This window comes from Tersicoccus mangrovi (genome assembly GCF_036881825.1).
GTDB classification, from domain to species: Bacteria; Actinomycetota; Actinomycetes; order Actinomycetales; family Micrococcaceae; genus Tersicoccus; species Tersicoccus mangrovi.
The window spans coordinates 57,767-70,706 of the sequence record NZ_JBAJMW010000006.1; the positions used below are offsets into that span (position 1 = coordinate 57,767).

Annotated in this window: 8 protein-coding genes; all 8 read left to right on the top strand. The window is 71.2% G+C overall.

Annotation, left to right across the window (positions count from 1 at the left end; all coding sequences use genetic code 11):
* The first annotated feature begins 53 nt into the window (after positions 1 to 53).
* The 8 genes from V6N00_RS12825 (at position 54) to V6N00_RS12860 (ending at position 12,891) form a co-directional block, all read left to right on the top strand.
* A complete protein-coding gene (locus V6N00_RS12825; protein WP_334232830.1) occupies positions 54 to 656 on the top strand; it encodes a 5' nucleotidase, NT5C type in 603 nt (200 codons plus the stop codon).
* Between the two features lie 1,108 nt (positions 657 to 1,764).
* Entirely contained in the window at positions 1,765 to 3,711 is a 1,947-nt protein-coding gene (locus V6N00_RS12830; RefSeq protein WP_334232831.1) for a RecB family exonuclease, read from the top strand.
* 71 nt (positions 3,712 to 3,782) lie between these two features.
* Positions 3,783 to 4,424, top strand: a complete 642-nt coding sequence (locus V6N00_RS12835; protein WP_334232832.1) for a hypothetical protein — start codon at positions 3,783 to 3,785, stop codon at positions 4,422 to 4,424.
* A gap of 133 nt (positions 4,425 to 4,557) precedes the next feature.
* The gene (locus tag V6N00_RS12840) at positions 4,558 to 5,103 is read left to right on the top strand and encodes a hypothetical protein (RefSeq protein ID WP_334232833.1); all 546 of its coding nucleotides are present in this window, start codon (positions 4,558 to 4,560) and stop codon (positions 5,101 to 5,103) included.
* Between the two features lie 21 nt (positions 5,104 to 5,124).
* Complete coding sequence (locus tag V6N00_RS12845) at positions 5,125 to 6,186, top strand: hypothetical protein (protein WP_334232834.1); 1,062 nt, start codon at positions 5,125 to 5,127, stop codon at positions 6,184 to 6,186.
* A 6-nt stretch (positions 6,187 to 6,192) separates the two neighbouring features.
* Positions 6,193 to 8,781, top strand: coding sequence for an ATP-binding protein (locus V6N00_RS12850; RefSeq protein WP_334232835.1), 2,589 nt, complete (start codon positions 6,193 to 6,195; stop codon positions 8,779 to 8,781).
* Between the two features lie 112 nt (positions 8,782 to 8,893).
* Positions 8,894 to 10,603, top strand: a complete 1,710-nt coding sequence (locus V6N00_RS12855; RefSeq protein ID WP_334232836.1) for a hypothetical protein — start codon at positions 8,894 to 8,896, stop codon at positions 10,601 to 10,603.
* Between the two features lie 50 nt (positions 10,604 to 10,653).
* A complete protein-coding gene (locus tag V6N00_RS12860) occupies positions 10,654 to 12,891 on the top strand; it encodes an ATP-dependent DNA helicase (protein ID WP_334232837.1) in 2,238 nt (745 codons plus the stop codon).
* The last annotated feature ends 49 nt before the right edge of the window (positions 12,892 to 12,940 follow it).

Consider the following 12,940-nt stretch of genomic DNA (forward strand, 5'->3'; position numbering starts at 1 on the left):
GCCGCCGGCGTCGAGCGTCGAGCGTCTACGCATGATCCGCACACATGAGACCCATGAGTGCACCTGCTGACCTGTCCCGCGTCGTCCTGCTCGACATGGACGAGACCCTCTTCCGCTACGGCCCGGCCCTGAACCGGCGCCTGCTCGAGCTCGACCCGCACTACCCGATCGTCGCCGACGAGGACCGCCTCCACTACGACCACCTGGCCGGGCCCGGCGGATCCACGGAGACCCTGCTGGCGGCCATGAACTCGGTCGGCCTGTTCACCGACCTGCAGCCCGAGGTGGGTGCGCTGGCCGCGGTCGAGGAGATGCTCGCCGACGGGCTGAACGTGTTCCTGTGCACCTCCCCCACCATCGGCAACCCCACCTGCATGCAGGAGAAGGCCGCCTCGATCGCGAAGCACTTCGGTCCCGCCATGGTCAAGCGGACCATCTTCACCTACGACAAGACGCTGGTCCGCGGCGCGGTGCTGGTCGACGACAAACCGGAGATCACCGGGGCCATGAGCCCGGTGTGGACGCAGCTGATGTTCTCCCGCCCGTTCAACCGGTACGTCACCGACCACCCGCACCGGCTCGAGGCGTGGGCGCACTGGCGGGAGGCGGTCTACCCGCTGCTGGAGAACGCGGCCCGCCGGCTCCCGGCGGCCTGAGCCAAGGACGCGAAGAGCGCCCCGTCACCATGCCGGTGGCGGGGCGCTGCTTCGTTGAGGGCGCTGACTGGGCCACCGGGCTGGGAGTGCCAGCCCTCGCCGATCATCGATCCCGGTGTCCGGGCAAACGTGGAAGTCCCGGGCGGGTGACGTTGACGCCATCGGCCGCGCCCTACGCACGGGGTGGCCTCCCCACCCATGTGTGCGGACTGCCCCGCCTCCCTCGACGGGCCTGCGCAGCTGCCGGCAGGGTGCAAGAACGCCCCGCCGCGAAGTAGCCGGACGGGGCGCTCAGGGTGCTGGCACCAGCCGGGGGGACGGGCGGTGCCAGGGCGGGTCCGGACCCGCCGTACACGCGCCCCGGGACACCAGGGGGGTCGGTCCCGGAAGCGCCCGTCCAGTCTGGTCGACGTCGCGGCGATCCGGTCGCCAGCGACACGCGACCGTGCCCAGACCGCGGCGAGAGGTATCTCACCGTGCAGTGCGAGAAGTGGCGTTGAGGCCGGATACGGAGGTGAACGCCCGCGGAGCCGGTGCCGTGACCGTTCGATGGTGCCGAACTCGGGTGTACGCGATGGTGAGGGCCGGAGGGGTCAGATTCCCTCGTGTGCTACGCCCCGAGCCTCCTCGGCGGACTCGTCTTCCCGGAGCGTAGCACACGCGAAAAAACCCGCTTCTCTCATGGGCGAGCCGGGCGCGCCGGATGGCCACGGTCCGGGCGACCCGCTGATCGGGGGTGGAGGGGCCTGCTTCCCAGTGTTGGCGCGGTTTTTGCTGCTGCTGGCCGACCAGCCGACCTTGCCGACCTGAAAGGTACGGCTATATAGGGGGAAGAGTGTGTTTGTTGGAAGGGAGGCACATATAGGGGGGTCCTATATGTAGTAGTAGTTGTAGGTAGGACAAGTAGTAGTAGTAGTAGTAACCCCCTTGCTTCCCAGTGATGGCGCGGAAGTTGCTGGCCGACCTCCTGGCCGACCACCCCCGATCCTGGTCGGCCACCTCGCCCAGGTCGGTCGCCCGACTCTCCGACCGATTCCCGGCCCATCACCGGCCGCCCGCGACCGGGAAAACCTGTCAGCTCTCAGGGGTCGGCGCGCATAGACCTACTATGAGCACCCGCACCTCGCTGCTTGGCGACAAGGTCGCCTGGGACGGCAACCGCCTCCAGGTCACCGACGAGTCCCTGATCGACAGCACGCTCCGACGCGCCGCCCTCTCCCCCTCCACCTCCAAGGCCATGCAGAGCTGCGGTGCCCGGTGGGTGGCGGAGAAGCTGCTGCACCAGGACGCCGGCCCGTTCGATGCCAGCTCCATCGGCACCAGCGCCCACGCCGTGCTCGAGACCCTCTACGGCCTGCCCGCCGCCCAGCGCACCCTCGCGACCGCCGAGGCCCTCACCCGGCGCGGGGCAGCGAAGCTGTGGGCCGAGCAGCCCGAGTGGGATGACGCGACCCGCGCCCAGAACCGGATCGACAAGGCCCTGTGGATCAGCGAGGTCATCGCCGCCCTGCAGGGCATCTTCACCATCGAGGACCCGACCCGCATCGTCGTCTACGACCGCGAGATGCGCATCGACGGCATCGAGATCGACGGGGTGCCCGTGAACGGGTTCATCGACCGGATCCGCTACACCAAGATCGACGGCGTCGTCGGCATCAAGGCTGAAGACTTCAAGACGGGAAAGGCCAAGACGAGCGAGTACGAGCTTCGCAGGTACGGCGACGATCATGGCGATCAGGTGCGCCTCTACCAGGCCGCCCTCGAGACCATGGACCTGGGCCTGCCGGTCTTTCCCGGCTCGCTGCTCTACACCCGCGAGGGGATCGAGCGGCGCGTGGACGGCTCCCCGGAGAAGGTCGCCGCGACCGTGAAGGTCTTCAAGAACTCCTGGTACCGGCACAACAAGTACATGTCCACCGGGGTGTTCCCCACCAAGGTCTCCGGCCTGTGCGGGTGGTGCCCGCTGGTCAACGCCTGCCCGGCCGCGGCCGAGGCCGGCAAGACCCTCTCCCCGAAGAAGCTCGACGGCGCCCCCTCGGCGGTCGCCCTGGGCATCCCCACCCTGCGCCCGCAGCCGGCCGCCGAGCCCGAGGACGCGGTCTGGTTCCCGCCCGAGGAGGAGCCCGAGGACGAGGCGCCCGCCCCGGTCACCGAGCAGGCTGACAGCACGGGGCCCGAGACGGACCCGGACGATGACCCCACCGACCCGGACGGCGGCGGGGCCCCCACGGGCGCCGGCGAGAGCGCCGAGGAGACCGCGGACGCGTCGGAGGAGGTGGCCGATGCCGCACACATGGGAGAGGACACGACCACCGAGCAGGGCACCGGAAAGGACCCCGACATGCCTCGCATCATCGAAGACAAGCCCTGGGAGCAGTACACCGCCGATGGCGTGCTGAACCCCAACTCGTACACGGCCACCGGCCGGTTCGGCACCGCCGAGCTGGCGGTCGAGCAGCTGTTCGAGCACGGCCAGCCCCTCAACCCCACCAACGTCACCGCCCTGAACTTCACGCTGCGCCGGGTGCTCGAGACCGTCCAGGCCTCCTGGACCGGCTCCACCGTGGAGAACGACGGTGCGGCCACCCGTGTGCGCGGTGCCCTGCGCACCGTCCTGAAGACCATCCCCCTGCCGTTCGGGCAGGACATGGACGCCTGGGACCTGTGGGTGGAGGCCGCCACCCGGCGGTGCAAGTCGATCGTCTCGGTGGCCACCACGGAGCGGTTCGAGGGCATCGGCGACCCGTGGGAGGCGCTGGCCACCACCAGCCGCTCCGTCACTGGCGCGCCCGACGACACGGAGACCGGCCAGGACGAGACCCCGGCGGCGCCGGAGGAGGACGACGAGCCCGAGCAGCCCCCGGTCGTCGGCGACGAGGACGAGGACGAGCAGGACGAGGACGAGGCCCCGGCCGCACCGGTCAAGGCCAGCCCCGCCCGCAAGGTCGCGCCCGCCGCGACCGCCCGCCCGCGCGGGGCCAAGACCCGCCCCACCAGCCGGCGCGCTTCCATCAGCGCCGAGGACCTCGACGAAGAGGGGTTCGACGCCGCCTGATGAGCACCCCCGACCTCTGACCCGACCCCACCGGCACCCACCAACTCCGACTTCGAGAAAGCGAACACACCATGGCCGAGACCAAGGCGCCCCTGACCACCGACCAGCGCAACCAGATCATCCTGGCCGCGATCAACATGAGCGGCGCCGTGCGCGACGTCGTCATCGACCCCGCCGACGTCATTGCCGCCAACCCCGACCTGGCCGGGAACGACCAGCAGCTCAAGGCTGCGGTCGCCAGCGCCCAGCTGGCTGCCCGCGAGCAGGCACAGGAGGACTGGAAGCACGGTCTGAACCGCAACCTCAAGCAGATCACCGTCCTGCTCAACGACCAGTCCTCCGCGTCGAAGATCGTGGACATGATCCACAACGCGAAGCCGGTCATGGGCGTGCTGCTCTACGTGACGAAGGAGGCCAGCTCCACCCGCGGCTTCATCGGGCTCAAGACCCGCGAGTCCAAGTGGGCCAAGGACGGCATCGAGACCGCCCGCACCGAGCGGACCGACACCAGCCCCGAGGCGCTCGAGTTCTGCCGCCAGCTGCGCGCCCTCATCGGCCACCGGGTGCTCGTGCGCATCGACATGCAGGAGTACGACGGCGGCAAGCTCCGCGTCGCCCAGCACGTCGAGGATCTCGGCCCGGCCAAGGACTTCGACCCCGCCGAGGGCAAGGAACTCACGATGGCCAAGCTGAACTCGCGCGACCGCGACTGACCCACCCACCAGGACCCCGCCGGCCCGCGACCCGGGCCGGCGGGGTCCTGCTGTTCCCGGCGCGGGCCACCAGCGCCGGTCTACGCATGTCCACCTCCGAGACGCACCACCCCGATCGAGGAGCCACCGCACCATGAGCGAGACCCTGACCCTGCCGGAGCCGACCGAGACGGTCGAGCACGATCAGGCCACCACCACGGGCCCCGCCACGGCGGCCAAGACGGGGGCAGGCAAGTCGAACCAGGCGCGCATGGCCGAACGCAACGCCAAGGCCAGCATCCGGCGCATCGCCGGCAAGGCCATCGAGGTCGAGCGGGCCGCCGGACCGGTCCGCGCCCTGGCTGCCTCCCTGCTCGGCGTCGCGGACGACCCGGTCGAACTGACCGCCCAGATCCTCGGCTCCACCCGCAAGCCCGGCACCGCCCTGGAAGACCTGAGCGAGATCACCGCCGCGATCGCCGAGAACAAGATCGAGGCCGCGATCCTCATCGCCGCCATGGAGCGGCCCGCATTCCGGGACGTCTGGTCCCTGCTGCACACCCTGGGCGCCCTGTCCTCCCTGACCATCCCGGCCGCGATCACCAAGTCCGCCCTGGCCCTGCTGACCGCCGTCGAGGCCCTCGACGAGGACGCCCGCGCCAACCTGGCCGCCGCCAGCGACCTGCTCAAGCGCTCCTGACCCGAAGGGACCAGTCACCCCATGCCGCTCACCGCCCGCCGGTCCAAGCCGGACCACGGCCCCGCCTGGCTCGATGACGTCGAAGAAGCCCCCCGCGCCGGGATGGAGGACGTGCGCCGGAAGAACCGCATGTACGCGGCGACCCGGCGCATCCTCACACTGATGCCCTGGATGTTCGCCGTCCTGGCCCTGATGTACCTGTCCACCTTGCCGCGCCTGCTCGAACCGGCCGCGGCCGCGCCGGCGGCCGCCGCGCAGATCGACTCGCCCACCAAGGCGGTGGCCATCCAGGCGGTGCAGAACTGGCTGGACGCGGACCCCTCCCCACTGCCGGGCGGGAAGATCCTCTCCTGGGACGGGGCGAAGGTGCAGGCCGACCCGGCGGTGACCACGAACAAGGACAACGGCCAGTCCACCGAGGTGCAGGGCCTGCAGCTGAACACCCTGACCCTGACCAACGGCTCCGGGCAGATCTTCACCACCACCGTGCAGGTGGGCTACTCCCCGATCCGAGGCGCCCAGGTGATCGGGGCCCCCACCCTGATCCCGCGCGCACCCGATGACACCCAGCAGTGGCCCAACCTCTCCTCCTGGCCGGGCCTGACCAAGGTCTCGGCCACCGACCCGGTCACCCAGGCTGTTACCGCGTGGGCGAAGGCCTACACCTCCGGGGACCCCAACGCGCTGCGCCTGGCGGTTGGGGACACCTCCACCGACCACGCCTACATCCCGCTGGCCGGGGCCACCATGCACGGAGTCACCGTCGAGGACGCCGCCACCAAGACCGCCACGGCGGACGGGTCGCCGGCGGTCACGGCCTCCGACGTCGTCGCCCGGGTCAGCTTCGGCATCACCTGGCAGGGCCAGAAGATCGGCCGGGACGCCACCCCCTCGAAGGTCACCTACGACGTGCTGATCACACGCGCCGACACCGCCTCCCCGCAGGTGGTCGCCTGGGGCGGTGTGGGCCAGGGCCCGGACCTGAGCCCCTTCGCCAACGCCGTCACCGGCCGCACCATCACCGGTCCCGACACGCCCACCACCGCGCCCACCGGCCCGGCCACCACGACCGCGGGGAGCTGACCCACCATGCCTTCGACGAAGAAGAAGCCGATCTCCACGTTCGGGATGCTCGACCAGCTCCCGGACATGTCCGTGCCCACCATGGTGCGCAACCGGCTCTCGGACGGGCGGCTGCTCGGGGTGGACGGGTCCATGTGGCTGCTGCGGCGGGTGCCGCTGAGCCCGGTCAAGGACGCCCGGACCATCGCCGAGCGGATGAACGCGTTCATGCCGTTGCTCTCGGCCTACGAGGAGCTGGCCACCATGGCCCCGATCGCCGGCGGGCGCCGGTCCCTGGCCCGGAAGAACTACCGGCGCACCCAGCTGCTGATGGTCAACCTGCACCGGCTCTACACCCCTGGAGCCAACCACCCGATCGGTGGGTACCTGCGGGAAGTGTTCCCCAATCAGGCCACCGAGGAGCGGGTGCTGCTGATGGCGGTCAAGCTGAACCCGGTCGTCGGCGGCAAGTCCGGCTTCAAGGCCGCAGTGGACTCGGTCGCTGAGACGATCATCTACGGGGGCGCACCCCTGTCCGATTACGACGCGGACATGAAGAAGGTCGACGAGGCCCTGGTCCGGTGCGGGTTCTCCACCCCCTCGGACCGGGAGATCGGCTTGGCCAACTCGTGGTGGAACCTGGGCCAGTTCCCGGACGTGGTGACCTTGCCGCACGCGGACCACCTGCACATCTTCACCGACGGCACCGGGGCGCGCATGGCCGATGACGCCGGCAAGGACGACTGCAGCACCTGGCCGGCCATCCCTGGCGCCCGGTCCCTGTCCTTCGCCACCGTCGAGGGCTTCGACTTCGACTTCGTGCCCGCCAACGCCGGGGTCTCCAACTGGGCGCTGGGCCTGCTCTCCGACGACGCGGTCGCCGTCTCGATCCGCGCCATGATCGAGCCGTCCAAGATCACCCGCCAGGAGCTGCGTCGCCAGCGCAAGCGCTACGTCGACGACATCAACGAACGGCTCCGGCAGAACAAGATGGAGAAGGCCGAGCAGGAGGAGATGCTCCAGACCCTCCAGGAGGTCGAGAGCGTCTACGGCACCCAGGGCGGCTCCCCGACCCTGGTGGACACCTCCGTGCTGGTCGCCTTCGACGGGCAGGTCGAGGACATGAGCCAGGCCGGTGGCCTGTCCGCGGCCCGGCTGCGGTCGATGCACTTCCGGCAGCTGCAGGCCCTGGGCGAGATGATGCTCGCCTCCCGGTTCACTGCCAACCCGAACCTGCTGGACCTGCCCTCCCAGACGGTGGCCTGCTCCGGTATCCAGTCCCTGTCCCTGGTCGGTGACCGGGTCGGTGCCCTGCTCGGCTTCACCGAGAACGACCGGCAGCCGGTCTCCCTCTCCCCCACCGCGGCCTCCTCCGCCGACGGGCTGCCCCTGATGCTCGTCGCCGGCGCCACCGGCTCGGGCAAGAGCCAGGTACTGCTGTGGCTGGCGGTGCAGATGAACAAGATCCGCAACGCCGCAGGCAACCGCACCCAGCAGGTCATCATCGACCCGAAGCAGGGATCGGACCACTCCCCCACCGTCCAGGCCCCCGGCGTGGACGGGGAGGTCCTCTCCCTGGACCGGCTCGAGTCAGCGGACGGGGCGTTCGACCCGATCCGCTTCGCCCTCACCCCCGACGTCGGTGTCGAGCTGGCCGTCTCCATGCTCGCCGCGATCAACCCGTGGGGGGCCGGCAACTGGGAGGTGCCCCTCTTCCTCGCCCTCGACCACGGGGTGAAGGTCGGCGGGGCCACCTGCATCGGGCAGGCCCTGACGTACGCCCTGGACCACGGCAAGGCCACGCACGAGCTGGTGGACCCGATCCTGGACCTGGCCAAGGCCTCACCCCGGTTCCGGGCGTGCGTGGGCATCGACCCGACGGCGACCGCGCTGAACGTCTCGGACGGGATCACCCTGATCAAGGTCGGGGACTCGACCCTGGACCTGCCGTCCCCGAACGTCGACCAGCGCACCGCCCCGCTGATGCAGCGCATCTCCCTGGCCCTGGTCCGCATGATGGTCTTCGGCACTGCTATGGCCATGACCGGCCGCGGCGGGGTCATCCACCTGGACGAGGCGTGGGTGTTCCTGGGCGCCGGCAAGGAGGAGGTGGACCGGCTGGGCCGCCTGGCCCGGTCCCAGAACGTGCTGCCCATCCTGTACACGCAGCGGGTCTCCGATGCGGTGGGCGCCGGACTGTCCGGGTACATCTCCCGGGGCCTGATCCTGCCCATCGAGGACAAGACCGAGGCCGAGGCCGCGTGCGCGCTGTTCAAGCTCGAGCCCACCGCCGAGCGGATCGAGCGGATCACCGCCAAGGCCACCATGGGCGACGGGGAGTCCACCGCCCCCAACTGGAACGGCATGCGCGCCCTGAAGGACCCCTTCACCGACAAGGTGGTGCGCGGCTCGATCGGCATCCACGTGGACCTGGCCGGCCGGGCCGTGCCCACCGAGATCGTCCTGTCCCCGGCGTTCCTGAAGCTGTCCTCCACCACCCCGGAGGACATCCGACGCCGCGAGGTGGAGGCCGCCGCGGCCGCCGTCGCCGCCCAACGGGTCGCCGACCAGGCCGCCGCACACGCCGCGCAGCTGCTGGAACGCTCCGCCGCCTGACCCGGCGGACCCCCCGGGCGCAGGACCGTGACCCCGTCGTCGCGCCCCGCGCCCGGGGCACCGGTGGGCGGTGTCGTCGACAGAGGCCGACGATGCCGCACACATGAGGGTCGTGCTACTTGCTACCCGTTCCGTCGACGCCCGCTGCCAGCAGATCGCCCTCGATCACCTGGCCGGCAACGTCGCCTCCTGTGCTGCCCGCCAGCAGATCCTCGCCGAACTGCACGGCGCCCGGATCTCCGAGACGACGGCGCGCCGCCCTGAGCTGGGCCGGCAACGGGTCATGGATCTGCGGCAGGAGATGGATGAGCTGCTGATGGTCAAGACCATGCAGGAGACTCCCGGTGGCCTGGACCTGGGCCTGATCGCCGAGGGCACTTCCGCGTGCGGGTGGGCCCGCAACCTGCTCACCTCAGCCCGGCCGTCGTTGCTGCGCAACCTGCACACCAACACCACCGCCCGAATCTCCCTGGTCGACCCGCGTCCCCTGACCCCGTTCGAGGCCAACGCCGGGGAAGGCCCGGGGCAGGTGTGGTTGACGTTCCACACCGCCACCAGCGCCGAGACCTACGACGAGGAGAAGCTGCGCAAGCTGCAGACCGCCGCCGACTGGCTGCAGTCCAAGCAGCGGGGCCTGCGCCAGAACGCACGGGTCGCCGCGAACGCGGCAAGCCTGCAGCACGGGCTCGGCGTGCCGGCACTGGTCCGCCCGTCCCTGGAGGAGCGGCGCCGGCTGCACGCCCTGCTGCAGCACAACCCCGACCTCGCGTGGCGTTCGGCGGTGGCCATGCGCGACATCCTCGACCAGGAGCCGGTCACCCGCCGCGTCGACGAGGGCTTCCTGGACCTGTGGGGCGACTACGCCTACACCCACCTGGACGACGTCGCCTCCGCCTCCCCGCGGGTCGCCCTGGTCCTGGTCGAGGCCGCCCTGACCGACCGACCCCGCCCGGCCCGGTCGGTGCAGCGCTCCTTCACCGCCGCGGTGCGCGCCCTGGGCTCGGGGGTGGGGTGGCCACGTCTGGCCATCCAGCTGACCGAGACGTACCTGGCCCTGGAGTTCGAGACCACCTCCAGTTTCGACACGATCAAGGGCGAGGAGCACCGGCGCCAGCGGGCGATCGGCCGACGCATCGCGATCCTGCGCGCCCCCGACGTCTTCGAGCGCGCCATCCGCCACCCGGACCAGCGGCTGGGCCGCACCGAGGCGGAGATCACCGAACAGCTGGACCGCCTGATCACCTCCCTGACCGACTCCGAAGTGAGAGCCCCCGATGAGCCCCGTCTCCCGCACCCGACCCTCCCGACGCGCCCCTCGCCCCAGCGCCCCGACCAGCCCGGCACCGTCCCGGAGCTCGTGGCGGCCGGGGTCCTTCCGGCCGGCCCTGGCGTGGGTGGCCTGCGGGATCACCGGGGTGGGCTGGGTGCTGATGATGCTGCACCTGCCGTACAGCCCGAGCACGTTCGTGTGGCTGTTCCCGGCCCTGATGCTCACCCCGTGGGTGGTGACGGCGATCGTGCTGCCGGGCTCGTGGCGGCGCTGGTACCGGTGGGCGGCGCTGCTGGGCCTGTCGCTGACGTCGTACCCGGACTCGATGGTCCTGGTGCTGGGCGTCGGGATCACGTGGGCGCTGCACCGGTCCTGGGTGGTCGAGTGGCCCGGGTTGCGGACCTGGCCCTGGACCGGGGCCTGGAGGAGCGGCTGGCCGGGTGGCTCGACCCGCTCACCGCGCTCGAGCGCCGCGCGTCGCCCCAGCGCCGGCACACCGAAGCCCAGCGCGAACTGAACCGCCGCCAGCGCCGTCGCCTGGCCCGCCAGTGACCGCCCCGACGACGCCGACGACCACCCCGATTCCCGAGGACACGACCACCATGATGATCGAGACGCTCACCGAAGCGGTGCGCGCCACCACCGGCATCCCCTACGCCCTGCCCCGGCCTGGTCAGCAGACGTTGACCGAGCACATCGAGGCCGCCATCGACCAGAACGGGCAGGTCCTCGGCATCGCCGCCACGGGCGTCGGCAAGTCGTTCGCGCTGCTTGCCCCGGCGATGGTCGCGGCCACCTACGGGCAGCGGACCATCGTCTCGACCGAGTCCCTGTCCCTGCAGGCCCAGATCATCGACAAGGACGCCCCGGTCGCCGCCGCGGCCTGTGAGAAGGTCACCGGCACCCGCCCCCAGGTGGCCCTGCTGAAGGGCTTCTCCAACTACCTGTGCGCGATGGCCGTCCGGGATGCCGCCGAGGCGGTCACCGGCACGACCGGGATGCGCAAGTCCACGGCCTCCCTGCGCGCCGCGGTCGCCCGCGTCCGGCCCGGCGCGAAGGTCGACGGGCGCCCCTTCGACGCGACCAACGGGGCTCCCCTGCTGGACTGGGCCCTGGGCATCGACCCGGACGCGACCGGGGACAAGCAGTCCTACCCGGGCACCATGACCGAGGAGCTGTGGCGCACCGTCTCGGTCGGCCCATCCGACTGCATCGGCACCAACTGCCCCCTGCTGGAGGTGTGCAAGCCGCGCGCGGCCCGCGCCAAGGCCGCCGAGGCCGACGTCGTGGTCACCAACCACTCGATGCTGGCCGTGCAGGCCGCCAAGGGCGTGCCGGTGCTGATCGGCAACAAGAACCTGGGCGAGTTCCATATCATCATGGTCGACGAGGCCCACGCCCTACCCGAGAACGTGCGCAACGCCGGCGCCTCCGAGGTCTCCCCCGTCACCGTCTCGGCGCTGGCCCGCGCCATCCGCAACGTGCTCGACGAGTTCGACGCCGACACCGAGCGGATCGTGCAGGAGGGCCTGGCCGCGGCCGCGGAGCTGGGCGAGGAACTGGCCGGGTGGGGCCGCAACGCCCGACCCGGCGAGGAGGTCAAGCTGAGGGACGGGGAGGACCCGGTGGAGCGGACCGGACTGATGCTCATCGCCTGGGCGAAGTCGGTGAAGTCCCGGCTGGAGTCGGTGAAGAACTCGGCCTCCATGAAGCAGCAGCTGGCCGCCCGCCGCCTGGACGGGCGCCTGGACACGTTCATCGCCAACGTCACCCAGGTGAGCATCCACCGGGTCGGCACCGCCCGCTGGGTGGCGCAGAAGACACCCGGCCCGGAGGCCAAGAACCAGGCCCCGTACTGGTCCGCGGCCGCCTCCCCGGTCAACGTCGGCGGCCTGCTCAAGGCCAACCTGTGGACCGCCCCGGAGCTGATCGACGAGGAGGACGAGGAGGTGATCGCCGCGAAGGAGGCCGGGGAACCGGTCGAGCCCGGCTCCTACGACCTGACCGTGATCGCCGTCTCGGCGACCCTGCCGGCCCGCTTCGGATACCAGATCGGCCTGGACGCCCCGAACGTGGAGTACCCCTCCCCGTTCGACGCCGCCTACGACGCCTCCGCCCTGTACATCCCGCGCCTGGCCGAGCAGGACGTCGCCGCCCTGTACCCGGACTGGGCGCCGGGCCGGGGCCGGGCACGCTTCGACGCCCGCGCCCACGAGGGGTGGGCGGCCAAGCGCAACGTGGAGCTGGTGGAGGCGAACCTCGGTTCGGCGCTGATCCTCTCGGCCAAGGCCGAGTCGGGACGACGGTACGCCGCCGAGCTGCGCACCGCGGCGATGGGCCGCTGGAACGTCTACTCCCAGTGGGACGGGCTGCCCACCCGGGTGCTGATCTCCCGCTGGCGGGAGGACGAGTCCGCGGTCCTGGTCGGCACCAAGTCGCTGATGACCGGGGTGGACGCCCCGGGCCGGACCTGCTCCCTAGTCACCGTCGACCGGATCCCGCGCGCGGCCGGCAATCCGGTCGGTGACGCCCGGGTGGAGGTGCTGATGGAGGCCCTGCAGACCGACAAGTGGGGTGCGGACCGGCTGGTGTACGGCTCGGACGCGGCCCTGCTGCTCGAGCAGGCCGCCGGCCGGCTGATCCGCAGCGTCAAGGACGCCGGCATGTTCGCCCTGCTGGACCCCAGGATGCTGACCAAGGGCCCGGTCTCCTACCCGGAGCCGACCCGGCTGGTCTACAAGCGTGCGGTGCGCCGGTTCGCCCGGGTCATCGTCGACACCGGCACGGCCGAGGCCTTCCTGCACGCCCAGTCCGGTCAGGGTCTGGACACGGCCGCCTGACCCCGACCCGCGGCCCTTTTCGTTCCGGCGTCCGCGCCGTACACAGTCC